Source organism: Spirosoma oryzicola, assembly GCF_021233055.1.
In the GTDB taxonomy this organism is placed as follows: domain Bacteria; phylum Bacteroidota; class Bacteroidia; order Cytophagales; family Spirosomataceae; genus Spirosoma; species Spirosoma oryzicola.
The window spans coordinates 143,656-169,292 of the sequence record NZ_CP089542.1 but is presented as its reverse complement, the minus strand read 5'-3'; the positions used below and the strand labels follow the sequence as shown (position 1 = coordinate 169,292).

At 49.6% G+C, this 25,637-nt stretch carries 20 protein-coding genes; 9 read left to right on the top strand and 11 right to left on the bottom strand.

Annotated elements, in window-relative coordinates; translation table 11 throughout:
• Positions 1 to 340: 340 nt before the first annotated feature.
• Together LQ777_RS27725 and LQ777_RS27720 are read left to right on the top strand one after the other, a co-directional pair.
• Positions 341 to 931, top strand: a complete 591-nt coding sequence (locus LQ777_RS27725) for a Crp/Fnr family transcriptional regulator (RefSeq protein ID WP_232563546.1) — start codon at positions 341 to 343, stop codon at positions 929 to 931.
• Between the two features lie 75 nt (positions 932 to 1,006).
• Positions 1,007 to 1,459 (top strand): nuclear transport factor 2 family protein, encoded by a 453-nt coding sequence (locus tag LQ777_RS27720; protein WP_232563545.1) that lies wholly within the window; start codon positions 1,007 to 1,009, stop codon positions 1,457 to 1,459.
• 287 nt (positions 1,460 to 1,746) lie between these two features.
• Here LQ777_RS27720 and LQ777_RS27715 read toward each other — a convergent pair whose 3' ends face one another.
• The 4 genes from LQ777_RS27715 to LQ777_RS27700 form a co-directional block, all read right to left on the bottom strand.
• Positions 1,747 to 2,457, bottom strand: a complete 711-nt coding sequence (locus LQ777_RS27715; RefSeq protein WP_232563544.1) for a hypothetical protein — start codon at positions 2,455 to 2,457, stop codon at positions 1,747 to 1,749.
• 406 nt (positions 2,458 to 2,863) lie between these two features.
• Complete coding sequence (locus tag LQ777_RS27710; protein ID WP_232563543.1) at positions 2,864 to 4,123, bottom strand: arsenic transporter; 1,260 nt, start codon at positions 4,121 to 4,123, stop codon at positions 2,864 to 2,866.
• A 20-nt stretch (positions 4,124 to 4,143) separates the two neighbouring features.
• Positions 4,144 to 5,268: a metallophosphoesterase family protein gene (locus LQ777_RS27705; protein ID WP_232563542.1), complete on the bottom strand. Its 1,125-nt coding sequence runs from the start codon at positions 5,266 to 5,268 to the stop codon at positions 4,144 to 4,146.
• 45 nt (positions 5,269 to 5,313) lie between these two features.
• The gene (locus LQ777_RS27700; protein WP_232563541.1) at positions 5,314 to 5,760 is read right to left on the bottom strand and encodes a DMT family transporter; all 447 of its coding nucleotides are present in this window, start codon (positions 5,758 to 5,760) and stop codon (positions 5,314 to 5,316) included.
• 1,221 nt (positions 5,761 to 6,981) lie between these two features.
• Here LQ777_RS27700 and LQ777_RS27695 point away from each other — a divergent pair.
• The 3 genes from LQ777_RS27695 (at position 6,982) to LQ777_RS27685 (ending at position 8,502) form a co-directional block, all read left to right on the top strand.
• The gene (locus LQ777_RS27695; protein WP_232563540.1) at positions 6,982 to 7,119 is read left to right on the top strand and encodes a hypothetical protein; all 138 of its coding nucleotides are present in this window, start codon (positions 6,982 to 6,984) and stop codon (positions 7,117 to 7,119) included.
• A gap of 166 nt (positions 7,120 to 7,285) precedes the next feature.
• Positions 7,286 to 7,744 carry a hypothetical protein gene (locus LQ777_RS27690; protein WP_232563539.1) on the top strand — a complete coding sequence of 153 codons (459 nt, stop codon included), beginning with the start codon at positions 7,286 to 7,288 and terminating at the stop codon, positions 7,742 to 7,744.
• Positions 7,745 to 7,914: 170 nt separating this feature from the next.
• On the top strand, positions 7,915 to 8,502 hold the full coding sequence (locus tag LQ777_RS27685) for a hypothetical protein (RefSeq protein WP_232563538.1): 588 nt from the start codon (positions 7,915 to 7,917) through the stop codon (positions 8,500 to 8,502).
• Here the strand turns inward: LQ777_RS27685 and LQ777_RS27680 are convergent.
• The 7 genes from LQ777_RS27680 to LQ777_RS27650 form a co-directional block, all read right to left on the bottom strand.
• A complete protein-coding gene (locus LQ777_RS27680) occupies positions 8,499 to 8,780 on the bottom strand; it encodes a hypothetical protein (RefSeq protein ID WP_232563537.1) in 282 nt (93 codons plus the stop codon). The two genes, LQ777_RS27685 and LQ777_RS27680, sit on opposite strands and share 4 nt — an antisense overlap.
• A 105-nt stretch (positions 8,781 to 8,885) precedes the next feature.
• Positions 8,886 to 10,178: an MFS transporter gene (locus tag LQ777_RS27675; protein ID WP_232563536.1), complete on the bottom strand. Its 1,293-nt coding sequence runs from the start codon at positions 10,176 to 10,178 to the stop codon at positions 8,886 to 8,888.
• A 49-nt stretch (positions 10,179 to 10,227) separates the two neighbouring features.
• The gene (locus LQ777_RS27670) at positions 10,228 to 11,877 is read right to left on the bottom strand and encodes a RagB/SusD family nutrient uptake outer membrane protein (RefSeq protein WP_232563535.1); all 1,650 of its coding nucleotides are present in this window, start codon (positions 11,875 to 11,877) and stop codon (positions 10,228 to 10,230) included.
• Between the two features lie 92 nt (positions 11,878 to 11,969).
• On the bottom strand, positions 11,970 to 15,074 hold the full coding sequence (locus LQ777_RS27665; protein WP_232563534.1) for a SusC/RagA family TonB-linked outer membrane protein: 3,105 nt from the start codon (positions 15,072 to 15,074) through the stop codon (positions 11,970 to 11,972).
• 163 nt (positions 15,075 to 15,237) lie between these two features.
• Positions 15,238 to 15,651 (bottom strand): response regulator, encoded by a 414-nt coding sequence (locus LQ777_RS27660; RefSeq protein ID WP_232563533.1) that lies wholly within the window; start codon positions 15,649 to 15,651, stop codon positions 15,238 to 15,240.
• An 832-nt stretch (positions 15,652 to 16,483) separates the two neighbouring features.
• Complete coding sequence (locus LQ777_RS27655) at positions 16,484 to 17,572, bottom strand: SGNH/GDSL hydrolase family protein (protein ID WP_232563532.1); 1,089 nt, start codon at positions 17,570 to 17,572, stop codon at positions 16,484 to 16,486.
• 366 nt (positions 17,573 to 17,938) lie between these two features.
• A complete protein-coding gene (locus tag LQ777_RS27650; protein WP_232563531.1) occupies positions 17,939 to 19,957 on the bottom strand; it encodes a BCCT family transporter in 2,019 nt (672 codons plus the stop codon).
• 395 nt (positions 19,958 to 20,352) lie between these two features.
• Here LQ777_RS27650 and nhaD point away from each other — a divergent pair, with 395 nt between their 5' ends.
• From nhaD to LQ777_RS27630, 4 genes are all read left to right on the top strand, one after another.
• Entirely contained in the window at positions 20,353 to 21,648 is a 1,296-nt protein-coding gene (gene nhaD / locus LQ777_RS27645) for a sodium:proton antiporter NhaD (protein ID WP_232563530.1), read from the top strand.
• A 299-nt stretch (positions 21,649 to 21,947) separates the two neighbouring features.
• Positions 21,948 to 22,619 carry a response regulator transcription factor gene (locus LQ777_RS27640; protein ID WP_232563529.1) on the top strand — a complete coding sequence of 224 codons (672 nt, stop codon included), beginning with the start codon at positions 21,948 to 21,950 and terminating at the stop codon, positions 22,617 to 22,619.
• A 9-nt stretch (positions 22,620 to 22,628) separates the two neighbouring features.
• Positions 22,629 to 24,026 carry a HAMP domain-containing sensor histidine kinase gene (locus LQ777_RS27635; protein ID WP_232563528.1) on the top strand — a complete coding sequence of 466 codons (1,398 nt, stop codon included), beginning with the start codon at positions 22,629 to 22,631 and terminating at the stop codon, positions 24,024 to 24,026.
• A gap of 209 nt (positions 24,027 to 24,235) precedes the next feature.
• Positions 24,236 to 25,636 (top strand): TolC family protein, encoded by a 1,401-nt coding sequence (locus tag LQ777_RS27630; RefSeq protein ID WP_232563527.1) that lies wholly within the window; start codon positions 24,236 to 24,238, stop codon positions 25,634 to 25,636.
• Position 25,637: the final 1 nt, after the last annotated feature.

Here is a 25,637-nt window from a genome sequence, read left to right as displayed (position 1 = left end):
AATAAAAACCGTACTTAGCCACAATAGCTATGTATTTATCGTTCGTGATTTTTTATTTTTCTGAACGTGCTCATGGATTTGGTACAACCGTATAAGAGCTACTGCTTAAACCATTCGTAACATCCGTTGCGACTTCATAATCGGTAGTAAGTTGTTCGACTCAAACTTATCTCAAAATGACGAGCGTGTAGTCAGGTAGTTTCTCTAGCGCAGGGTAGGTAAGGAGATATTACGATATGGTTTGTATTAACTTAGCTGGTGTGTTACTCCTTTAAATGAAGGATAAAATTTGCCGTAAGGTCAAGCACCATCAATAGCCCCAAAGCTGAATCGATTTTATATGTCCGCCAATTTCGACGCTTTTCATCAAGCCATCTTACAACTCAATCCCAGGGTTACTCAGCTCGAATGGGATTACTTCCAGCAGGGCTTGACCGAACATACCTTAGCTCCGAAAACTTTTTTCATTGAGGCTGATAAGCCGAATCAGTTGCTCGGCTTTGTCACCTGTGGACTCATTCGCGGCTATTACACTACCGAAGCTGGCGAAGAAATGACCACTATCTTTGTCAGCGAAAATAACTGGGTTACTGATTATCCATCCTTGCTGATGAACAAGCCTAGTCGCTATAATTTTCAATGTTTAGAGCCGACTACGCTGATCACTGTTTCCTACGGGCACATCCAGCAAGGCTACGAACAATTTGTTGGTTTTGAACGAAATGGCCGCCTAATCGCCGAAGCCATTCTCCAGCAGCAACAGCAACGCATCGAAAGCTTCCAGTTTGATTCCGCCGAGCAACGTTACCTAGACTTTATCGGCCAGAACCCGGACTTATTTAACCGCATCTCCCTGACGCACCTGTCTTCTTTCCTGGGCATTGAGCGGCCTTCGCTGAGTCGTATCCGTCGAAAAATTGTGGGTCTGTAACGCTTTGTAACTTAAGTTACAGGTAGAGGTCTGCGGTCCAGGATACCTTTGTCTATCACGTAAACGCAGGAACTCATGTACCACTATTTTGTCAAACAACAAGTAAAAAAATCATTCGAACTGGTCAACCAACGCCGTTTCAGTGAACTGATCAACGATATGGTTCTGAACGTCCGTCACAGCTTTGCGGGGGACCATGCCTTGGGCGGGGTACGAAACGATCAGGCTGCGGTTAAAGCCTGGCTGGAACGCTTAGCCCGCGTTACGCCCAATCTACACATTACCATCCATCACATCAATATCGAGGGCTGGCCTCACAACACATTAGCCATTGTTCGCTGGACGGCAACTGCTACCCTGGAAAACGGAGATCCTTATGTAAACAAGGGGGTTCATTTCATAACCCTGAAGTGGGGAAAAGTAGTCGAGCTGGATGTGCACGAAGATACCTTGACTGTCTATAATGGACTGGAAAAACAGTACCAAGCTGGCATTCAGGAAGCCAAAGCCCCACAGATCATTAGCTAATGTAATTCGTCAATGATAAATAGAAAACGATTCGATTGATTACATCTGTCAGGAAGGGGGACATGTGGACATAGTTCAAGAAGTTATCGTCCTGTATGACCGTCGATTCTCAGCCAAAGTAAGTCAGAGCCCTCATCTCCGACATACGAAGCAGGAAAAGAGATTTAGTTTAACTTGGCCTTTAGTGTTGTTAACAAATACACGTATAGTTCGTCAGATCCACTTGTTGAAACAACGTGGATCTGATGAACTATACTGCTAAGGAGAAAGAATCTAAAACCTTACTATTAGCGGACTAGAAACGACTTTCCGTTGACGGTGATCTGAGTAGCTTCTACGACAGTCTGTTTCGAGAGTCTGACTTGTCCTTCGCCAACTGGATGCACATAGCCTTCTACGGAAATGGTGCTTTCTTTTGGTGCGATCGACACGAGTTGACCAGCTACGTGAGGAGGTACCCGTACCAGCGTCTGGTCACTCAAACGCAGGCCGTTTACCTGTCCCTGTCGGTCAACCTGATACTCGACTACTTTCCCTTTCACGCTAGTAGGTGTTGGGGTAGGAAGGACAGCCGGAGCGGCAGGGGGCGTGTCGGTCACAACCGTGTTACCGTTCGTCAGGCTCACCAGTCGAAACATCGTTGTTCCTTCAGGAGTCGTGTCGGATACACCGCTCACCGTTACTTTACTACCTGTTTTGCCAGCGGCCTGGATGGCCTGTCCTAAGTGAGAAGGAAACTCGACCGCCACTGTTTGCGATCCGGTGTTCAGCGTAAACCCATTCAGAACAGATTCGTCGTTGGCAGTGAACTGTTGAACCGTTCCTGAAAGGCTTGTCAGAGCAACGATGCCTGACGTTTGAGGTGGGCGAGGACCTGCGAGTGCGATTGGTCCGGGTTTACCGGGGCCAGAGCCTACGGGAGGTTGTGCCTGTGCGGTAAACGTACCCGCTAGTCCAACTACTAAAAGCAGAAATGGGATCTGATGTTTGCGTTTCATAACTTTAAATGATTGATTACGAAGGCAAACCTACCATGCTTGTCTGGGTACGATCTGAAAAAAATATTAATTAATCTTAAGCTTAAACTTAAGGGAGCGGAGTAGCGCGATACTCTAGAACAGGGCCTTATTTAGTTGCTTATCGTTGATCATCACGTTGAGTGTCTGTTTGTAATCAAGCATTATTTGGGACAAATAAATCGTTGATGATCCAGCCGAAGTGTCGTTCGGTTGAATATGTCTCTGACGTAGTATCCCTCCTGTTTTTGCCATTCAGTAACCGACAATCCGGTACACAAACGTGATTGCTTTATCGGGTACGAAAAAAGACCGGTCATTCCTTTGAAACGACCGGTCTCCTAATGTGAGCGGGACTACAATCAGCAGTACAAATGATAATTGCTTATTAGAAATAATGGTAATACAGCCAGATTGTGCCCAGCGTGCAGAGTAATGGAATAGTCATTACTAATGCGCCTAACTTAAGGAATTCCCACGCACTGACCACTTGCCCTTCCCGACGTAGGGCTACCAGCCAAAGGATCGTAGCCAGCGAGCCTGTCACCGATAGATTAGGTCCCAAATCGATGCCAATCAGGATCGCACTTTTAATTGCTTCGGGGACTTGACCAGCCTGAACTACCGTACCCGCAATCAGACCAGCAGGCAGATTATTGACCAGATTACAGGCAATTGCCACACCAATGCCACTAAGCCAGGTTGTGGTCGATACCGAATGAGCGGTACTGGTCTGTAGTATTGTGGTCAATTCCTGAATAACGCCCGTCTTGGCTAGGGCCTCTACCAGTACAAAAAGACCAGCCACCAGGGGCAGCACCGCCCAGGACACGTCTTTGATGACAACCCAGGGATTTTTTCTGGCCCGAATCAATACCAGTGCTGAGGTAAGAATACCGGTGATGGCCGTTGGCAGACCCAGAGGTTTATCCAATGCCGACGCTCCTAATAGAATAAGCGCGGTGGCGGTAATACCGATAATAGCCAGCCGCCCCCCTGGTGATAGAGTCGGAATCGTAATATCCTGAGCGACAGACTCGCGCAAGGCTTGCTGTTGCGTAAAGTGCAGAATTACGTAGGTAGTAACAATCGCTACAACGGAGGGCAGGGCATAGTGCGCTAACCAGACCGTCAGAGGGGGCATGTGTGTGCCATAAATGACCAGATTAGCAGGGTTGGAGATGGGTAATACAAACGAAGCGGCATTAGCGATGAAGGCGCAGATAAACAGATAAGGCAATGGATTTTTAACCTTCGCAGTTTTTACGGCAGCTGCTACAGCTGGTGTAAGCACAACGGCCGTAGCGTCATTCGACAAAAAGGTAGTGACTACGACACCTACCAGGTAAATCAGGGCAAAAAGCCGGCTGGCCGATCCGTTGGCCCGCTGCGTTGCGTGGGCGGCCAGCCAGTTGAAAAGCCCCTCTTCCCGAGCGGTTTCGGCTAATAGCATCATGCCCGTCAGAAACAGGTATACATCCATTCCTTTGGCAATACCTGACAGGCTTTCGGTAGGGGTGATCAGGCCAAAGATGAGCAACAAGACGGCTCCCCCCACAGCCCAAATAAATTCCGGAGTTTTAAAAGGTCGGAAGATGACCCCGGCAATTGATAAAATAGTGATCGTCCAGATCGAAAAAGAAGTCATATGTAGTGGGTTGATCGTACTTAGGAAGTTGGCTTGCCATTTCGGTTAGGGCCTAGCTGAGTCCCGAAAATTCCGTTCTCAGGACAGGCTCCTATTGAATCGGCATCGCTTCCGTTTTTTACGCGTTTAACTTGGTTTGTGTGTGGTGGTGCAACTTGTATAGTATGTCGCCCCGGACGGCCGCTTATGTCGATTGCTTCAACTGTCAGTTCCATCCGCTGACTAGATGGAACGCTAATCGTGGCCAACCAACTGCGTTGATCGCTCGATAAGGTCATTGGCGTCCAGTCATCTTCATTAAACCGGCAGGCCACGGATTGAATCGTATTGGCACCTAGAATACTGGCTCGTTCCTCCACGGTGTTAGAGGGCGCGGGGGTTTCGTCACGGCGAAGCCGGTAATCAGCGGGATTTGTAATCATGACGAACGGAAAGGCGTCGTGAAGTGCTTTAAAACGCCAACTGACAGTCTCGTTGTCAACGGAAACCAACGAATAGCCAACAGGACCTTCCTCAATCTGGCCCGTAGACCGGGTTGCCGAAAAAACCACATGCCCATCGTTGGCCAACTCGTTATAGTGCGTATGACCCATATCGACCAAAACCACATCATGCCCGGCGATCAGACTATTCAATAAATAGGTTTCCTGTGGATCGACTAGATCAGCCGGATATGTGTGCATGAAGATAATAATCCGCTCACCATTGACATGAGCTGTTGCTACCTCGCGGCTTAACCATTGCTGCTGCGTATTGCCCAACCGGAAATCAGGTCCCCCACTGCCGCTACCACTCATATCCAAAAAAAGGCAACGAACGCCCCGTATAACACTCGATATTGGCAGGAGTTCTGCTTGTAATTGTCCATAAAATGCTGCCAGACTTTTCTGCTCCATGTCATGATCACCGGGAATACAGTAGACCGGAACGCTTAGCATCTTCAGGGCCGTAGCCACCCATTTGTACTGGATCGGTAAGCCGTTATCCGCATTATCACCCGGTAAAACGACAAAATCAAGCGCCGAGCCGCATTCAGTTTCAAGCTGGGCTACGATTGATAAAAAGTCTACGTAGTTCTGCTGTTTGGGCTGGGTAATGTGTAAGTCGCCTAAATGGGCAAAAAGTAATGGTCCTGTTGGATTCATAAACGCTGGCATGCGTATTTTCTCAAAAAAGTTGGGTAAGTGCCATCAATACTTTGAAACCAGATAGATGCCTACTACCAACAACGTGGCCCCGGCAATCCGACCTAGGCTAAGCGGATGCTGCTCCATACCAAACCAGCCATATTTGTCGATTAACAAAGACATCAGTATGTTAGCGGTGATTGTCAGCCCCGCCAATGTCCCAGCCCCGACCTTGTTGACAAACATTAGCCCGACCACGACGGCACCAGCCCCTACTAGGCCACCCAACGGTGCCCACCAGGGCATTTCGGAAATACCTTCTCCGGTTGGCATAGGTTTGGGTAGACACAAAAATACGCAGCTCAACAGGGCCACGACAGGCAGAAACGAGATAACACTGGCCAGCCAAGGGTTGCCAATTGATTTTAGTAGAGCCCCGTTCATGGGAGGCCCCCAGGCTTGCAGCGCACCAGCCGCAATGATAAGTGGATAAAGCCAGGCTTGGTTCATCGGTAGTATAGTTTGAGTTGATTGTTTAATGGATAAAAACGGGATGACAGCGATTTGTGCATTTGATTGAACAGGCAGTCGCTAGTGGAGTAGTGATGTATAGGCTTATTTCGGCCATAAAAAAAAGCGCCTTATGAGGCCAGTGAACGTCGTACTTATTTAGGTTTTTAGATGCAGATTGAGCCATATATCGAATTTTGTTGAGTAATAAATTGACTCCTGCTCTAACAGGATTCTTCCAGCGCATAGACGCCAACTACGAGCCGTGGTAAAGCAATTCTGCTTCAATGAAGTTTCGCTTAGATTACTATTAATTTATCTTCAGTTATCGAAAAGAACGGCTCTCTCTTCGATAGAATGACGATAAACGTTACGGCCAGTGCTTACTTCATTCGAAAAACTATGCCACAATTACTCGACTTCTTCCAATCACTTGTCTGATAGTGCGTTAGTGATCGAAACGCGAAAAAACCTCGAATTATAGTGGAGTATTTTTACTCAATGATGTAGAGGTGTAGCTACGTAAGACGTTGTTATAGAGTATATTATATTAAAATTTAATTAAAAATTGCTGTAATAATACTTATCGATAAAAATGGCGTTTTCTACCAACTGTCCCCACATGTAAATAATTCATTTGAACTCCGACAGGCTGCCTAAATACTGGCTAATGCGCTGACTAGAGTATTTTGTAAAAAAATGTGACTACAAGTGATCACAAACGCAAATGGCTAGCTATAACTATACTAACGGGGCTAAAAGATGAATTTGTAGATAAAGAGGAAATTAGTTGGAAATTGAAGATTGGTTAGTTTAACTGAGAAGGAGGGCAATTATGTTGGCTTGCTGTCGCCACACCTTAATATGTATAATTAATTGCTTAAGTGCGTTTACTCAATTGTTCTGCTACAGCAAATGAATGCATAAGTTTGTTGGTTGGTTAATTATTAGGTTTTCTTGCTCATTCGACCGGATTGAATTCGTCAGTCTGATATATTAATCTAAGTTGTAAGAAAGGGTTTGATTTGACCGAAAAAACAGACAGAGCTTGACGTAGACTACCTTTGAAGTGGGAAAACAAGAGCTAAACATGGCCAGCTATGTCTGAGAAAGCAATGCCAATTTGTTGTTTTTTACCGAGCTGACTTCTGTAGTTTTTACAAGAGGTGAGACCTAGTTTTTGTCATATTCTTCACCCTTGGCCACAACCGCATACACGCGATGGATGAGCTTATTAGTGGGGCTTTCGCAAAGCCGTTTGTCGAGAGTAAGCGTTGGACTGATTACTGGCTGTACATTCAGAAAAGCTTTCGAGCCATCATGGGTAAAGGCATAGATGAATACAGTCAGGAAAACTAAGCCGTCACTTATCAACATTCGCTGGTTGTCAACGAGCTTTTGGCGAACGCAGCCGATGCTATCATTGGTCTCTACAATTCGCTACTGCACGATCTACGTATATCCACTTTGCTATGCATACTGGCCAACTCGGCCTATGAGTCCTTGAAACCTGTACTGACACCTATTGAACTGGTTTCTGCTTCCGCAAAACACGTTGGACAGATGGGCCATGAATACGCCCTGTCTATTTCACCGCGAAAAAGCCTTTATCACATCAACCATGTTGGTCGTGAACAGTCCACCGGGAACGAGCAAGACAACTTTACAGCAAAGTATTGTGGCGAATGTAGTCGTTAAACATGCCCTAATGGGGGGCGACCCGGTCAATATTCTGGCCTATTCGACTAATAACCAGGTAGTGACCAGTGTCATAGATAGCTTTTCGACGGTCAAACCGAAAGTAGGGTTTTTCTACGAGCGCTGGTTACTCCAGTTAACCGGCTTTGGGTCATATCTATCCAGCGAAAGTAAAGTGATCAATCCGAAGGTGTTGCACCTTGAACGAAGACAAAGCGGGTTTCATCGCGAGGTTGAAAACGGGAACCCTCTCATTGGTGATGAGGCTTTTAAACGGGCGGAATAAGGGCGGTAATCTTATTTTTATGATGAACTGGAGCGGGGCAGAAAATATAACATGTTTTATTTATCGGTTCATTACTGGGAAGGCTGCTAGATTACTGCCAGGCGCTGGATTGGGATCAGCTGTCAAAGTAGGGTATTAGGCACAGTAAAAATCGTTAGCATTGTTTTGCCATGCTGACGCCCTATTTTGTCTCTACGTTTTATATCGCTCCTCGTTTTTTCATCTATTCAAAATTTGTCACTAGAACCACCAGTGGTAATGTTTATGAAACCCCACCTTTGCAGGCTTTCATTGATTTGTTGATCGTGTACGAAGCGGGTCAGGTATCGCCTGAGGTAGGGGCGGCTACCTTTGCCCTAGCTAGGCGATCCCTCGTTGTGGGCGACACCTTAAAGATCGAGCCGGTATGGAACGTACCTAAAAAAGTGGACTACGCTAATTTGGTCCGGTATGAACTGATTCAGTCTGCGGATGATCAGACCGCTATTGAAGACCTGCTAAATAAAGGCTTCCTTAGCTGCTCAGGAAGTTTGATGAAACCGTCTCCCTATCAGTCATATCCTCAGGGCGAGTGGGGGATGCTGCTGATCGAACACCGCCGATTTTTTGACGAAATCATTAACTACTGCAATAAGCTGGCCTATAATGGGTTGTTGTTGACTAAGTCGTCCTTCGGTGAAACGTCGGTGATGGCCGAGCGGACAGCGGCAAACATGCCATTAGTCATGCCGTTGCTGAAGCGGTTAACGAGTAGCTAGCCCGCTTTGACAGGAATCAAAAAACCGTTAGCCAGCAGCGTACCCAGCGTTGATACGATCAGAATGGGGCGTCGGCCAATTGCGTCAGCGAGTTTACCCAACAGGGGGCCGGAAAATAGTTGTAGTCCCAGAAAAAGGGCGGTAGCCCCCGCCAACCACAGCGCTGGATAAGTCCGATTTTTAACAAATTGAGGCATCACGGGCGTAACCACAGCACCAACGACCACATCAACCAACACAAGCGAATAAACCAGCAACAACCGATACCTTTTGCCCATGTCCGAACAAAACTTTGTGCTAACAATATGTTTGGTTAGGTCAGCTTATCGACTTGATAATCTGTATACTGGCCTGTACGCCCCGGTGGATTGACACGGCTCTTTTCAATTGCCGGGGGCCTGTTCCATCGTGAACCGATTAGGCGTAGAAGAGCCGGTGAGTAGTCTAAGCGCTAGCCAGGCACCCAGCATTGCCAGGCCACACCCTAACCCGATAACCCAGCTGGGGCATTGACTGTAAAGCACGCCTGACAGATAGATGCCCACCAGATCGGCTTGATTACTAAGGGCCATGTAGAAGGCGAACTGCGCTCCGGCTACCTGCGGACGGCATAATCCCATCAGCACGGGCAGGGCCGCAATACTGAATAAAGGTTCCAGCGTTTGGCGCACGACCAGCCCGCTCGTGGCCACAGCCGGGTTGGCCCAGCCACTATGACCCAGTGAAAAGCCAACATGCAGGGTGGCCATCGCCAGTACCATTCCGCCCAGCAGTCGTTTTGAGCCGATGCGGTCCGATAGCCAGCCGCCAGCCAAGGCCAGTGCTAAGGCAACCAGCGTGCCATAGGTGCCGCTTAGCACCGAAACGGCCGTGTCCGTCCAACCGGCTTCTCGAATCAGGTACAACCCATATACCCGTTGAAACAGCCGCTCGCCAATGAAAACAATCGCTACCGATCCGAACACGATCAGGCTGTGCCGGTCCAATAAGGCCCGAAGTAGTTTGCCGATCAAGCCACTCATGGAGGTAGGTTGATTCGGACTGGCGGCAACAGGAAGCTGTCGAAAGGAAAGCCACGCATCGCCGGCCCGTTCACGGATAAAGAACGTTAGTATCGTTAGTACGAACAATAGGGTTGATTGAGCCAGCGCAGCCGCATGGAACCCTTGGTGATGAATCACCAGTGCCAACCCGGCGGCTCCCATCGCCTGGCCCGTCACCATACCGCCCTTCATCAGGGCGTTGACGCGACCCCGTTCGGGCGTGGGAACACTCGTGATCGCCATTGCGTCGACGCTTACATCCTGCAATGAAGCAAAGACGCCGTGTAAGGCAAACGACCACATCAATTGATCGATGGTATGAACCGGGTCGGTGGGCAGGAGCAGCCCTAACGAGGCCAGAAAGGCCATGATTTGAGCGCCCAGCACCCAGGGGCGTCGTCGGCCCATAGCCGAGCGCTGAAACCGATCGATCAGGGGACCCCAGATGAATTTGATTCCCCACGGCAGACCCACCACCGTACCGAAGGTGGCCAGACGACGGGCATCGACCCCTTCAGCGGCTAAATAGTTGGTTAGGGCGGTCAGGGCCAGGCCCGACGGAATACCCTGCATCACATACAGGTAGAAGAAGGTTCCGTAGCGAAGGTGTCGGCTTTGGTCGAGCGTAGTCATGCCGGTTGAGGTGGCCGTTTTTGTTTAGGAGCGTCTTGCTGGTGGAATACTAATACCCCGGATTCTGCACCAGAGCTGGGTTTGCCTGCGTTTCCTTCAACGGAATGGGCAGGAAATAGTTGCGGTCGCTGAACCGGCGTTCCTGCACGGAAGGATACTCGTAGCGTAGCTTTCCTAAACCGTCTTTGGTAATACTGGCCCGGCGAATCGGCAGGTTTTCGGTTGTTGGGGCGATTTTCCACCGCCGTACGTCGTAATAGCGATGTTCTTCAAAAGCCAGCTCGATCTGACGCTCCCGTCGAATGCGTTCCCGCATTTGCGCCTGCGTCAGCCCCGCCCGCAAGGGAGGCATCGATACCCGGGCGCGGAGCTGATTGAGAGCGCTGTACACACTGGCGTCCGGGCCGACGGCTTCGTTCTGCGCTTCGGCGTAGTTAAGCATAATCTCGCCCAGTCGGAAATAGATCCAGGGGGCCTGACTACCGCTGGCCGACCCAAAATCGCGGGTTTCGTTCATAAACTTACGCAAATAGTAGCCCGTGGGCGAGGTGTTGAACGACTCAGGCCCATCCGGACTATCTAAGCCGCCCGGCCGAAACGTTTCCACCGCCCGACCCCGATAAGAAGCTCCATTGTACAGAATGGTAGCCGCCAGCCGTGGGTCGCGATTGGCGTAGGGATTTTGGGAGTCGTAGCCCGAACCTGCTGCGGTGATGGACAGGCCATCCATCGTTTCGTAGTCATCCACCAAATTCTGCGTCGGCACATTACCGCCCCAGCCGCCATAGCCATTGGGACCGTTCCATCGTTCGAGATTCTGAAAGCTATCGCCCTGTTGACTGGCTTGTCGATTAAAAATAACTTCGGAATTGTTAGGCGTTAGAAAGAGTTGCTGGTAGCTTGGATACAACTGGTACACATTCAGCTCCATGACCGCGCGGGCCGCCTGAGCGGCTGTTTGCCAGCGTGTAATGTCGTTCGTGCCCGCGTAAAGTGGCGAGGCCGCATAGAGTAGCATTCGGGCTTTCAGCGCCAGCGCGGCTCCTTTCGTGGCCCGGCCCACATCCGCTCCCGTGTACGTTGCTGGTAACAAGGCGGCTGCCTTGTCGGCTTCACTGACCACAAAGCCGATGCTCTCCGAAAGGCTGGCCCGCTTCACCTGCGTATAATCGTCGCCCAGGGTGAACCGTTGCGTGAGCAGTGGTACGCCCCCATAATTGCGAACTAAGTCGAAATAGCGAAACGCTCGAAGGAATGTCATTTCGCCCGTCAATTGCCGACGCTGAGCCGAATCCATTGGAACGGTGCCGATGCGGTCAAAAAACTGATTGGCATCCCGGATATAGCGGTAATTTTTGCTCCACGGGTTCATGTTGCCATTGTATTCGGTTGGGCCACTGCCCAGAATAGCTAGATTGGAGGGCGTTATTTCGCTTTTATTGATGGCCCACATGCCGTAGTCGTGACTAAACAACGACTCGTCCGAAGCCGATGCCCACAACAACTCGTCGCCGTTCCAGTTGAAGCCAAAACCCAGGTCGCGGTATTTAGAATTGACGAACGTTTGCACTAACGCCGGATCGCTCCAGACGGCCTCATCGGTGATGCGATCCACGGGCGCTTTGTCTAACAGATCGTGCGAGCATCCGCCCAGACCTAGTAACGCCGTAATAATGACCAAAGAAAATAATGATTTCATCTATGTTGACGGAAAGAACGTTTGACCGTGGGCGAAAAGGTGCCGGACTAACTTTTCAATAAGCGCGGTCCGGCGCTCCGCGTGTGGATGAATTAAAACCGGGCGCTGAGTCCCAGATTATACACTTTCTGCTGGGGATAGAACCAGCCCTGCGCCGAACCTCCTTCGGGATCAATGGTTTTCAGCTGATCAATCGTCAGTAAATTAAAGCCGCTCAGGTAAACTCGCAGGGATTGAATCTTCGCTTTGGTTAGCAACGTTTTGGGCAAGTTATAGCCTAGTTGTACGTTCTTCAGGCGCGTAAAAGCCGCATTTTTCAGCCAGTACGTATTCTGATAAGCCCCGTTGACGCTGTTAAGCATTTCGCTGGCTACGCGTGGAAACGTGCCGTCTGGATTATCGGGTCGCCAGCGATTGGCCGCGTCCTGAGCAAAGAAATTGCCTGTTGAGCCTGATTCCAGCAGCAGGTACTGCGCTACATGAGCCTGTCCCTGCACCAGAATGGCTAAATCGAGCCCACGCCAGCTTAGGTTGATGGGTACACCATAAACGATCTCGGGTACATTGCTGTATCGTGGCCGAATCCGGTCATTAGCATCGATTGTTCCATCGCCATTTCTGTCTTCCAGCTTGATATCGCCCGGACCGGCTCCCAGTACATGCGGATAAGCGTCAACCTCGGCCTGATTACGAAAAATGCCGAGGCTCTGATACAATAAGCCTCCGTAGCTCGGATCGCTGATTGACTGCCCCGTTTGCTGCTGGTAATCAGGCAGGCCCGCCACCTCGTCAAGAAACTGCACCCGGTTGCGGGCAAACGTAAAATTGGTACCCACCGACAGGTTGATCGGTCCGTAGGTATTGTTGTGAGTAATCTGAAAATCGAATCCCTGATTGGTTAGTCGGCCCAGATTTTCGTTGGGAAGCACAAGCCCCGTGTAGTCCGGCACAGATACGTTTCGGCGGATCAGAATGTCATTGCGGGATGTGTGAAAATAATCGAACGTTACGCTTAGTTTACCCTCGAACAAGGTCGCGTCGAGCGCTACGTTAGCCGTCCGGGCTTTTTCCCAGGTAACATTGGTATTTGGTTCTGAACCGGCGGTTAGCCCCGGTTGCCGGATGGGTGTATCGCCCAGAATGTAGCCCGCATCGAAGCGATAAGCCGCCAGGTATTGATATTGCGCAATGCGGTCGTTACCCAGCAATCCATACGAAGCCCGGAACTTCAGGCTATTGACGAAAGCCGTTGTCGGGGTTTTAAACCAGGGCTCGTCGGAAATGCGCCAGCCCAGCAGCAAAGCCGGAAAAAATCCAAATCGGCGCGCCTGAGCAAAGTTCTGCGAACCGTCGTAACGGCCCTGTACCTCGACCAGATAGCGGTCGTTGTAGTTGTATTGCAATCGACCAAAGTAGTTCTGTCTCGCGGAGTAAAACGGCTGTCCGCTCACCCGGTCGCTTTCACTTCCCGCAAAAAACTCTGGAATCTGGGTACTCACAAAATCACTGCGGTAGGCTGTAAATACATCAGTTTTGTAGGTGCTTTGTTCATAGGCCAGGAAACCACCGAGCCGATGCAGACCCAGAACGCGGTCGTAGTTGAGCCGGGCGTTCAGGGTAATTTGCGTCGAATTGGTTTGCCCTTGCAGCAGTCCCGGCACCGATGGCGCGTTGAGCTGTGGGGTATACTGACCGGTGGTCTGGTTGTAGTTGTAAGTGGTCCAGGGAATAGACCACTGCTTGTTAGCCTGATACACCTGATCAATAGCGGCAAACCCATCCACGAATAACCCGTTCAGAAACGGTATATTCTCCCGGAACCGGATGGTCGAATTGATGTAGCCCCGCCGGTCCCGCTGATAACCGAGGGCGTCGGTTACTTGGAGCAAGGGATTCCGTCCCTGGTCGGTACCGGAGCCCGGCAGACCGTTCGGGTACCGATCGACCAGCGTTGGATAAGCGCGTAACGCATAGCGAAAAATACGCCCTGCCGAATCGAGCGGATAGTTGCGATCTTCCTGCCGCCCGTTCAAGTCGACCCCGATGGTCAGGTTTTTGCCGACGTTCGCGTCTATATTAGCCCGCAGGCTGTATTGGTTGTACTTGGCCGTTCCGTTCCGGTAGATACCATCCTGAAACACATTACCCACCGATACCAGATACCGAACATCATCATTCCCTCCGCTAATGCCCAGCGTGTGCCGGTGTTGCGGGGCAGCGGACCGAAGCACCGCCCGCAACCAGTTCGTATTGGGGTAGTTGATCGGATCGGAACCATTGCCAAACTTTTGAATCTGCTCCGGCGTGTACCGCTGGTTCAAGCCGCCAGCCGGGTTTGCGTAGTACTGAATTTCGTTTAAGATTTGACCGTACGTGGCGGCATCGGCCATCTGGGGTAAGCGCGTAGGAGCCGACAATCCTTGATTAAAACTATACGTGATTTGTGGTTTACCCTTCACACCCCGGCGGCTGGTCACCAGAATAACCCCGTTAGCGGCCTGCGCGCCGTAGATCGACGCCGACGCATCTTTCAATACCGATACACTTTCAATTTCATTCGGGTCGAGCCGGTCCAGACCACCCAGTCGATTGGCGACACCGTCGATAACAATGAGTGGATTGGCATCCCCCAGCGTCGAGCGGCCCCGGATAAAGAACTGCGAACCGTCGCGGCCCGGCTCGCCCGACCGGTTCAGCGCAATCAGACCGGGTGTTCGTCCCGCCAGCGAGTTGGCCAAGTTAGGCTGTGGACTCTGTACCAGGTCCCGACCGGCTACCTCGGCTACGGCACCCGTCAAAGTCGACCGTTTTTGAGTACCGTAGCCAACTACAACGACTTCGCTGAGAGCCTGCGCGTCTTCTCTGAGTTGTATGGTTAGCGACGTTTGGGTGCCGACCGGAACCTGCTGGGTTACATAGCCGACAAAACTAATCGTTAGCGTGGCTCCTCCATTCGGGAGTATCAGCCGAAAACTACCATCTGCCCCCGTAACGGTTCCCTGATTGGTTCCAGTTTGGCGAACCGTTACGCCCGGTAGAGCCTCCCCCGTTGTTGTCGTAATGAAACCGGTTATCGTGCGTTGGGAGTTGGCCGTAACTGCTGACTGGGCTGGCTGAGCGGACAGCGTAGCCAAGCCGCCGGGTAGAAGTCCTACTAACAAAGACCATAACACCCAGTTGGGTAGCGAATCGATCATAAAAGAAGGTAAGATTGCTTAACAGTTGATTTTGTAAGGAGCGCTATTGTTCAAGCGTGAGGAATGGTTATGAAAAAAACGGTGATGCGCCTAGCTGCGAGCCGCTTAGGCTTGAAGCTGATCCTGTTCGTTTACGCAGTGCGCTTGAAAAAGAACGGCAGCCCTACGACTGGCCGGATTGAAGCCACTGCTGTTTAACAGTTAGAATGAGTTGGTTTAAATGAGATACGGTGGAAGGTTTGACAAAATAACCGTCGGCTTTTAGCGCTTGAGCGCGCGCCCGATCCTCTGCGCTATCCGAGGTAGTCAGCATAATTACGGGTAAACCGGTGTAGAGTTGATTTGATCGAATGTGCTCAAGGGCTTCCAAGCCGCCCATCCGGGGCATATTCAAGTCGAGCAATACGAGATGAGGCAGCATAGATGCTTGGCTTAAAGACCTGAGTAATGCTTCACCATCAGCGAACACGTCAATGGTTACCAATGGAATATGCTCAGCCAGTGCCTGATGAATCATAAACTGATCGTCTTCGTCGTCATCTACGACAAAGATCTGCTGAGGGAGAACTGGCGTCATCAAAACAATTGACTGGTTAATGGGTGCAAGCTACCTATTTTATAGTTAACTTGTATACTATATATGCTAACTAAAATATAATAAATTGAAGCGTTTAATAGGACACCAATTGTTTTGATAATGTATTATAGCTTATAGTTGCCGTGCTCCTTATTTGCAATAGATCTTTCCAAAAACGGAGGACATCATTAGGTCCCTTATTTTTGGATAACGCCAAGCGTGGCTATTCCAGCCCTCTAACTGGTTCATTCGCTGGAATATCTATCAACTCTGCGATGTGAGGGTCGGTAACGATTGTATCCGTTAGGCAATACGCTTGGGCTCTGGAGCTGTTGCTGCAAACCCAGACAAGCCCTTCCGCCTTAGCCATCAGTTCCTTTGACGTGCATTTTTCTCAACTCAAGGTTTAGCTAGCGGCTTCTTTAGCCTATCCATGGCCTCATCAAGCTGTCCATCGCTCAGAAGTGGCTTTGCTATCACGATTTCACCCGCTTTTACCGCTTCATTAGCGCCGGGCTGGGGTGTCAAGGAAACTCTTTGATCAACTACAGTTACCCGCTCACTCCACATTAGCCGATGAGTTTGCTCTTTCGATACGATAAGTGAAACGATGAGTCAAAACGGCAAGTGGAATTAGGGCTAAATTAGTGAGCCGCTTGGCTCGCTTTTAGGCTGTCCCTAAGCAGCCTTGGTAACAGCCAATCTCGAATTTAAGCCGTTTAACCTACAAGTTAGTAATACAGATCAAAGCTATTTTTCGCGGGATTTTAAAGCTTTTATTAGCCTTGCCCACAGCCCTTCGTATCTGCCCATTAGCGACTTGTATCAAGCATCAAATTCCATAGCGGCTTAGAATGCTCAAAATCGCTGGCCGGATCGTTTGGAGCATTCGATCGAAACCCAAATCGTTGGGATGAATCCCATCCGTTGTGCCTTCCTGGTCATGCCCTAATAGACCATCCGCCCGGATCAAATAAAGGTGTTTATCCTGCTCCTGAAGTTTCTTAATCTCTTGATTGCTGTAAAGATCTTTTAACGCTACGACTGCCGCAACCTGCTGGTCAAAAGTACCCTTCTCACGCGCCACAGTTTGAATAACAATGATAGGTACCTGTGGATGAAACCTACGAATGGTATGAATCAGATTGCTCATGCGGGCTAAAATTTCCGCTGGGGACGGGTTAGGAAGGCAATCCAAAATATAAGCATCCATTGCCAAGGGCGCGATCATATCCGCAACCTCCGGTTCCATTTTGCCGCTACCGCTGAAGCCCAGGTTAATAAAATTATAGCCCGTTTCTCGAGAAAGCCGGGCCGGATAAGCTAGTCCTGGTCGGCTGGCGGACGCACCCTGGGTAATACTGGACCCATAAATCAGAATATTTTTCTTGAATGGGTTATCCGCTGGACTAATCGATGCGCCAGAATCAATGCCGATTTCAAGCGAAAGAGTCTCATCATAGGTAGGTAAGAAGAGCAAACAGGTTTTGTCCCCCGACGCCATATGTTCCACGATCGTAGCTTCCGAACAGGTGTGGGATTTTGGACTCGCGACGCCGGCGTATTGCCAGCGATTATCGCGCTGGATGTACAAATCCATTCCTTCGTAAGCAATCCCCGTCATGTTGCCACTTGGGGCATGCGAACTAGTACACCACTTAGCCAAAATGCGGGTGCTATTGGTCTTAAAGCTGATCGCTAATCCTGCTGAATTCGTAGCCAGTCGCTTGACATTGGCTGGAATGGCCGGATAGGCAGCTGTATCCAGCCGGTGGTAAAATGGTTGGCTGTTCCAGGCCTTGCCAGTCAAGGTAAGCCTACGGGCATCAGTAAAGATAACCGACGGCTGCTGCGCTCCTACCTTACCCGTTAGACCAAGAGCGAAGCAGATTAGGAACAGCCGACACCAAAATTGAATCATAGTTTCGACCAAAAGGAATAATTTGGCTATTAGCTGCAATGAAACGATTGAATGCGTGGCTCTTCGGTTGTAAAAGTAACCGCATGGTAAGCGATTCAAGAGCCTTTCCAACGTATAGCACAACCTATTAGATCGTACATAAGGCTATAAAGTGAGACGAGATAGCTTCTTACCCCCTTGAAAAGCTTTTTCAGTAGTACATAGCCAACTAAAATACCTGACCGACGCAGGCATTTCACTAAGGAGTAGCTGTCCACCATCTCTGGTCATCATCACCCTACTCGTTTGGATAGCATTGACCAGGACAACGATACGAGTCGTCTTTTCGTCTTGTGTTCTCCGCCTTGGCTTGACTATTTATATACCTTACTCCCTACTTTTTAGCGTTACAATCGTGAATATTTCATTCTTCTCTTCGGAGGATAATGCCAGAAAGCGTTCGTACTGCTTTAGTACATCAGCAATAACCTCTCGTTGCGTAAAGTATTCAATGTTATAACCTAATCGGTTGTCACCAAAGTATGTTCTAGGAATATACGATTTGTTGCCAATTACGCCAGGAATGTTGCCTTCATTGACTAGAAAGCTGGAGATTGTTTTGGCGTGATTACGAACCCCATAGGTGAAATCTTCAAGTCGTTCATGCTTGATCGTTAGGGCGACATCTGCTGGTTTCTCTTTCGTCTGCACGGTGGTAACAATACCCTTGCTGTTAAACTCAGCGGAAAGCTCTTCCAAGGCGGGGGCAACCGTTTCCATCATAAAGTGATCGACATGGTCCTTCGTCTTAAAGGAAACAATCCGATCAAGCCGTTCTTTCCAAAACTCACCTGACCAATTGCTGGTGGCGGGTGAAAAGCCCTGGTTTTGGTAATGGTTATCGACAATCAGGCCTTGTATCAGGCAATAGCAGAACATCAGCATAATCATCGAAAAGGGCAGCGCTGTAATGAGGGTCATCGTTTGTAAAGATTGCAGCCCACCCGCATTGAGCAATACCAGGGCCAGGAGAGCCAGCAGTGCGCCCCAAAAGATTAATTGCCATTTAGGCGATTCGGCCGCATTATTAGAAGCAATATTGTTCATGACAAAAATGCCTGAATCGGCGGAAGTCACAAAAAAGACAAAGATGATGAAAATGGCTAACGCACTGCTAATGCCTGCTGCAGGGAAATAATCTAAAAACCGAAAGAGCAACTCATCGGCACTACTGGTTAGCTTACTTAGTGAGCCTCCTGCGTCATTCCGATCCAGCCAGGTTGCGCTATTCCCAAATATGGTCATCCATAAAAAGTTGAAAGCTGTTGGGATCACAAGCACAGCCGCGATAAATTCCCGAATTGTGCGCCCCCTTGATATTTTCGCAATAAACAAACCTACATAAGGTGCCCAGGAGATCCACCAGGCCCAGTACAAGATTGTCCAGCGAAAAAACCAAGGCTGAGTGGCAGGCTCATACGCATGGGTGTCAAAGGTTAAGTTAAAAAACTGATTCAAATAATAGCCAACTCCCTCTGAGAAGGTACCTAGCAAGAAGACGGTTGGTCCCACTACAAGAATAAATACCATAAGCAAAACCGCACTAGAGACATTAAGTTGGCTCAGGAATTTAACGCCTTTATTCACCCCAGAAGTGGCCGATAGGGTGGCAATAATCATGATAACAGTAACAATAGCAATCTGGTAGCCAAACCCTTTACTTTGCATTATACCGACTTCCACAAGTCCGGCATTAAGTTGTACAACGCCAAAACCCAACGTCGTTGTAATGCCGAAAAAAGTACTGCACAAGGCAAAACAGTCGATAATGTCGCCCGCCCTACCGTTTATTTTGTTTTTCAGAACTGGATACAAGCAACTGCGCAGCGATAGGGGTAGCTTATAGCGGTAAGTAAAGTAGGCTAACGATAAACCTACCACGCCATAGATTGCCCATGCATGAATTCCCCAATGGAAAAACGTATACAACTGAGCATCTTTGGCCCGCCGAATATCATCGAATGCCCCAAAGGTTGGGTCCGAAAAATGAGCGATAGGCTCGGCAACGCTGAAGTACATCAGACCAATTCCCATTCCGGCTGCAAAAAGCATCGATATCCACGAAAAAAACGAGTACTCTGGCTCAGAATCATTGTCGCCCAGGGTAATCGAACCGTATTTACTAAAAACCAGGGCCAGAAGAAAAAACACAAATAGGGTTACTGACCAGATATATACCCAGTTTAGATTAGTAAAGATCCACTGCTGAACTTGTCCTAGGAGAGTAGCCGTCAACTCAGGGAAGAAGCTGGAAATAAATGTAACGGAGAGTATAAAAAGTAAGCTAGGTACAACAATTCCTTTTTTAAATGTGGTCTGTGCCGATACTTGTTTTAGCCTGTTCATAAATCAGTTGTCGATTTCATCCATCAGCGATAACGTACACTTGCCGCTCCATGTTCTGACGTGTTTGGTCCCTTAAGCTCTCTTCTTTTAAGGTATTCCGTTAGTGGCTTTATGCAGTTGGGCTCTGTGAGAAGCAGTTCTCTTTATGACTAACACGAATTAATTTCCTGTAGTTATAAAGGCCGCTGAGTATAATGAATGACCATTCATATATCGGCTACTTGTAGGGGCATTTGATAAATGTTTAAAGCACACTAATGTTTTTCTAATCGTACTCCAAGCTCGCTCTAACCTTAATTGCCTAATTTGGCCGTTTAATCAAAATCCTTTGAGGAGGATAGGGTCTTTTCTCGCTCAGAAGAAAAGTACTTTACTGACGTTTTTATCTGCCTACTATGCTTACGACGCTGGTTATTCTGTTTTTGCTCGGTTATGCCCTCATCACCGTAGAACATTCGATTCGTATCAATAAAACCGCAACCGCCCTCATTACCGGCGTCCTTTGCTGGACGGTGTATAGTCTCACCCTATCTGACCCGGAGCCGGCTTTGGAAGCCCTGGGCCACCATCTGGCCGAGATTGCCCAAATTCTCTTCTTTCTGCTGGGGGCCATGACCATCGTCGAACTGATCGACATTCACGGGGGCTTTACTATCATTACCGACCGCGTCGCTACCCGCAACCCCCGCGTCTTGTTGTGGCTCATTGGCGGCTTGACGTTCATCTTATCGGCCCTGCTGGATAACCTGGCGTCGGCGCTGGTGATGGTCTCGGTAACCCGTAACCTGGTTCGGCAGGCTGAGCAACGAAAGCTAATTGCCGGTATGATCATCATTGCCGCTAATGCCGGCGGAGCCTGGTCACCCATTGGCGACGTAACGACAACGATGCTTTGGATTGGTGGACAAGTGACAACCGTCAACATCATGAGCCAACTCTTCTTGCCCAGTCTGGTTTGTCTGTTAGTACCTTTGCTGTATCTGAGCTTTACCCTGAAGTCTGAATCCCCAGACCGGGAGTCTAAAGGGCACAAGTATACCAGCCGCCCCTACATTGATCCCACTGCCCGGCGTGATCGACGCGTGATGTTTGCCGCCGGTTTGTCGGCCATCGTTATGGTGCCCATCTTTAAATCCATTACTCATCTCCCCCCCTATATGGCGATGCTCTTGGCGTTGGGCTTTGTGTGGGTGGTTTCGGAACTGATTCATGCCGATAAAGACGAGCAGGAGCGGCAGCGCTTTTCGGTAGCTCATGCGCTGAGCAAAATTGATGTGCCGAGCATTTTGTTTTTTCTGGGCATTCTGCTGGCAGTTGGCAGTCTGGAATCGGTTGGAATCTTAGAGCAGGTAGCCACTTCCCTAAATGAATCAGTGGGTAATCTAGATGTGATTGTGGGCATTATCGGTGTTGCCTCGGCAATTGTTGACAATGTGCCCATTGTGGCCGCTGCGATGGGCATGTATGATCTAGGGGCTTATCCTGCTGATCATAAATTATGGGAGTTTCTGGCCTACTGTGCAGGAACGGGCGGCAGCTTGTTAGTGATTGGCTCAGCCGCAGGCGTGGCCGTTATGGGCATGGAGCGGTTAGAGTTCGGGTGGTATCTACGACGAATCAGTGGTCCAGCGTTACTAGGTTATTTAGGTGGTGCGCTAACTTATTTGGCTGTGTATGCGGTGAGCCACTAAAGCACAAGATGAAGGAACACGGTTGATCCAATCCATCGTCAGGCAAATCCTAGGTAAGGCTTTTGATATTCTCTACCCGTTTATTGCAAACCTTGAGAACTATTTTTCTTACCTTAAAAACAATTTAGTGAAGCTTAGCGGAAATAGTTTGAACACAGATTAGTTGCAGATGTGTACTAACATGCTTGATCAACTTTAGTTGTTTGATGGGACGATCAGTCAGGCTTTACAAAGCTTGCAATGAGTCCTCACTTACTATTAAGTCGTACATTTAGTCTGTATCCAATCCATACGTTCGTATGAAAGTACTGTTAGTAGAAGATGAAGAGCGGTTGGCTTTGTTTGTGCAGAAAGGATTGGAAGCTGAATCGTACCGGGTTGATGTTGCTTACGATGGCTACGTGGGTAAACAGCTCTTCACGCACAATGAATATGATGCTGTAGTACTGGACATAAACCTGCCTCAAATTAATGGTATCGAACTTTGTCGCCAATTTAAGGCCGATAACTCGTCGATGCCTATTTTGATGCTAACGGCGCTGGATAGCCTGGACGATAAAATGAACGGATTCAATGCCGGAGCCGACGATTATCTGTCTAAACCCTTCGAATTTATTGAGCTTCTGGCCCGGCTTCGAGCCATTACAAAACGATACAATATCAGTAATCAATCGCTGCTGCGATTAGCGGATCTGGAATTAAATCTGAACACGAAAATCGTAACGCGGCACGGCCAACGAATTGATTTAACGACCAAAGAATACGCGTTGCTCGAATACCTGATGGCTCATCGGGGAAAGATCATTTCCCGCACTGAATTAGCCGAAAAAGTCTGGGACCTTTCCTTCTACACAAGTACGAATGTCATCGATGTGTACGTGAGCTACCTTCGTAAAAAAATAGATCGCGATTTCTCGCCTAAACTGTTGCATACGGTTGTTGGTATGGGCTATGTACTTCGCGAAAATTAACCGTACGCTATGCTGATTCGTAACAAACTGACGCTTGTTTTTATCCTGCTTGTGATTACGATTCAGCTGGCTTTTTCGACTTTTATTTACCTTTTTTATTCGATCTACCGCGAACGGGCCTTCTACGTACGTCTCCAGGCAAAAGCGCAGCTATACGGCCGTATCATTCTGGAACGGAAGGCGTTGCGTAACCCGCTCAATAGCCTACAAGCCATCGATTTTGCGACAATTACCGGAGAGCATACCAGCCTTTTTGATTCCACGGGCACTATTCTCTTCACGAACCAGAGCAAAGACTACCAGCAAAAGGAAACGAGTTTACTGGCTACGCTCAGCCAGAAAAAATCCGTTCAGTTCAATATCGAAAATGAGAAAGGGATTGGCATTACGTATACGTATGAGAATCAGCCTTATTCGATTTTTGTGACCGGCATTAATCGGCTCGGTGATACCAGTGACCAATACTTGCGGGTGCTGCTGCTAATCGCTAACCTGGGCGGTGGGGTGCTGATTATGGGGGCTGGCTGGTATTTTTCGGGCCGCTTTTTACAGCCCATCGCACGCATGGTAGCCGACGTTAACCAGCAATCCGATTCGCAATTAACCATACGGCTCGATGAAGGAAACAAGCGGGACGAACTGGCGCAACTGGCGATGACATTCAATGAGATGCTCACCCGCTTGCAGACCAATGTTGAGAATCAGCGGAGCTTTATTTCGCACGCGTCCCACGAGCTTCGTACGCCCCTGACAAATATGCTCGGTACACTCCAGACGTCGCTTAGTTACGATAAAGTACCGGACCAATGGCGCAGGAGTATGGAGTTAGCCGTGCTGGATAGTAAGCGCATCATCGAACTAACCAATGGGCTGCTGAGCCTATCGAAATCCGAGAATGTAGCCGTTGCCCGTCAGCCCATCCGGCTAGACGAGTGCATCGAAAAGGCGATGGCGCAAACCAAAGCCAAATACCCCGATACAGCCCTGTATTTTCAGTTTGGAACTCTGTCAGACTCCGACTATTTTGAGATCCTGGGTCATGAGCCGTTGCTAACCACCGTATTGACTAACCTCCTCGATAACGCCTGCAAATACTCACAGCAACCCGTCTGGATTGAACTAAGTACTGAACAGGCGAAGGGGCAATACGTTATTACCATTACCGACCAGGGAAGAGGTATTCCGGCTGAGGACCTGCCCTATTTGTTTGAGCCGTTGTATCGGGGCCGCAACGTAGGCAAAACCGAAGGATACGGCGTCGGTATGGCCGTGGCCAAGCGGCTTATTGCGTTTCACAAAGGGACCATCAACGTTCAGTCGGTATTGGATCAGGGAACGACCATCACCGTCCGGCTGCCCATCTACTCCGACACCGCTACGCCGTCGGAGCCCGCTACGATTTCATAAGATCTAATGCCGTTCTCAGACGGTTCTAATCTCGCGACAGCATCTTTGTGGAGTCAACATTACTTGTTCTCCCAATGCATGATACCCACACACGTTCTCTTTCTCAGTCCAACCCGACAAGCGGATCAACACGTCCGTGTCTACTGATAATGAGTTTGTTGCGGTTCTGTTTCTCAAAAAACGATGCTAGGCGGAATCCACCAAAGGTCATGGTCGTTAATCACGTTAAACGAATTATATATGGTATCGTAGGTCTGATCGGAACCTGCGGTCAGGTGCAGGCGCAGGACCCAGTTGTTCAACGGCTAACCTTGCCGCAGGCAATGGAACTGACGCAGCAGAACTATCCATCCATCAAAGCCAAACAGGCCCAGCAGGAAGCCGCCAACTACCAGGCCGAAGCTGTCCGTAACCAGCGGCTGCCCGAGGTGCAGTTTCAGGATCAGCACACCTTCGCCAGTTTCAACAACCTGGCCGGTGCGTACTTCCCGAATGAAGGGTCGGTGATTCCGGTTTCGGGGGCGGCCCGTCCCGCCAGCTGGCAGGGCGTTTGGGGCAGCTTTACCAGCCTGCTGGTCAACTGGCGCGTATTTAATTTCGGGCGTCTGCAAGCCAACGAAGCCGTGGCCCGGCGGGGGCAGCAAGCGAGTCAGGCCGATACCGAGAATGAGATCTTTCAGCAGCAGGTCCGGGTGGCCGACGCGTACCTGAACTGGCTGGTACTGCACCGGGTTGTTGCCGTTCAGCAGGCTAATCTCGCGCGTACGCAACAGTTTGAACAGGCCGTCACCACGCGGGCAGCCGCTGGCCTGCGACCCGGTGTAGATTCATCGGTGGCACGGGCCGAATCGGCGAAAGCGCGGCTGCTGTTGCTCGAAAGTCGTCAGAATGAACAGACGCAACTGCTGCAACTTCACGAGATGATGGGCGTTCGAAGCGGTGTCTACCAACCGGATACGTCGTTCTACAGCCGTCAGCCTCAACTGGCCCTCGAATCGGCTAATGCTGGCGAAGCGCCATCGCTGCGGTTCTTGCAGGCGCAGGCTGAGCAGTCACAGGCGCAGGCCGAAGCCATTCGAAAGTCCTACTGGCCGTCCATTTTCGTGCTGGGTTCGTTCGGGGGACGGGGTTCGGGCATCGACAACCTAACGGGCGAGGTTAGCGGCAACTTCGGTCAGGGGATACCGTATCGAATTGGCAATTACCTGGTCGGCGTGTCAACCCGCTGGAATCTGTCGGCGCTACCCCGCATTCGCAACGAAACCCGGGCGGAGCAGCTCCGGGGTGATGTGTTCCGGCAGCAGTATCGACAGGAACAGCTTCGCCTAAATCGCCAGTCTGAAACGGCTGATTTACGCACCGCCTATGCGCGGCAGCAACTGCTTGAAGCGCCGATACAAACCACGGCGGCCCGGAATGCCTACACGCAGGCGACGACACGCTACCAGACCGGGCTGGGTACGTTGGTCGAAGTAGCGCAGTCGTTTGTGCTCGTGAACCGGGCAGAGGTAGACGAGGCCGTCGCCAACAACAACCTGTGGCGATCGCTCCTGCTGAAAGCCGCTGCCCAGGGCGACCTGTCTGTTTTTCTGAATCAACTTACTCACTGAT

Bases quoted from the DNA above. Each gene is read 5' to 3' on its own strand.
- LQ777_RS27725 (WP_232563546.1), top strand. From the start codon at position 341: ATGTCCGCCAATTTCGACGCTTTTCATCAAGCCATCTTACAACTCAAT.
- LQ777_RS27720 (WP_232563545.1), top strand. From the start codon at position 1,007: ATGTACCACTATTTTGTCAAACAACAAGTAAAAAAATCATTCGAACTG.
- LQ777_RS27715 (WP_232563544.1), bottom strand. From the start codon at position 2,457: ATGAAACGCAAACATCAGATCCCATTTCTGCTTTTAGTAGTTGGACTA.
- LQ777_RS27710 (WP_232563543.1), bottom strand. From the start codon at position 4,123: ATGACTTCTTTTTCGATCTGGACGATCACTATTTTATCAATTGCCGGG.
- LQ777_RS27705 (WP_232563542.1), bottom strand. From the start codon at position 5,268: ATGAATCCAACAGGACCATTACTTTTTGCCCATTTAGGCGACTTACAC.
- LQ777_RS27700 (WP_232563541.1), bottom strand. From the start codon at position 5,760: ATGAACCAAGCCTGGCTTTATCCACTTATCATTGCGGCTGGTGCGCTG.
- LQ777_RS27695 (WP_232563540.1), top strand. From the start codon at position 6,982: ATGGATGAGCTTATTAGTGGGGCTTTCGCAAAGCCGTTTGTCGAGAGT.
- LQ777_RS27685 (WP_232563538.1), top strand. From the start codon at position 7,915: ATGCTGACGCCCTATTTTGTCTCTACGTTTTATATCGCTCCTCGTTTT.
- LQ777_RS27680 (WP_232563537.1), bottom strand. From the start codon at position 8,780: ATGGGCAAAAGGTATCGGTTGTTGCTGGTTTATTCGCTTGTGTTGGTT.
- LQ777_RS27675 (WP_232563536.1), bottom strand. From the start codon at position 10,178: ATGACTACGCTCGACCAAAGCCGACACCTTCGCTACGGAACCTTCTTC.
- LQ777_RS27670 (WP_232563535.1), bottom strand. From the start codon at position 11,877: ATGAAATCATTATTTTCTTTGGTCATTATTACGGCGTTACTAGGTCTG.
- LQ777_RS27665 (WP_232563534.1), bottom strand. From the start codon at position 15,074: ATGATCGATTCGCTACCCAACTGGGTGTTATGGTCTTTGTTAGTAGGA.
- LQ777_RS27660 (WP_232563533.1), bottom strand. From the start codon at position 15,651: ATGACGCCAGTTCTCCCTCAGCAGATCTTTGTCGTAGATGACGACGAA.
- LQ777_RS27655 (WP_232563532.1), bottom strand. From the start codon at position 17,572: ATGATTCAATTTTGGTGTCGGCTGTTCCTAATCTGCTTCGCTCTTGGT.
- LQ777_RS27650 (WP_232563531.1), bottom strand. From the start codon at position 19,957: ATGAACAGGCTAAAACAAGTATCGGCACAGACCACATTTAAAAAAGGA.
- nhaD (WP_232563530.1), top strand. From the start codon at position 20,353: ATGCTTACGACGCTGGTTATTCTGTTTTTGCTCGGTTATGCCCTCATC.
- LQ777_RS27640 (WP_232563529.1), top strand. From the start codon at position 21,948: ATGAAAGTACTGTTAGTAGAAGATGAAGAGCGGTTGGCTTTGTTTGTG.
- LQ777_RS27635 (WP_232563528.1), top strand. From the start codon at position 22,629: ATGCTGATTCGTAACAAACTGACGCTTGTTTTTATCCTGCTTGTGATT.
- LQ777_RS27630 (WP_232563527.1), top strand. From the start codon at position 24,236: ATGGTCGTTAATCACGTTAAACGAATTATATATGGTATCGTAGGTCTG.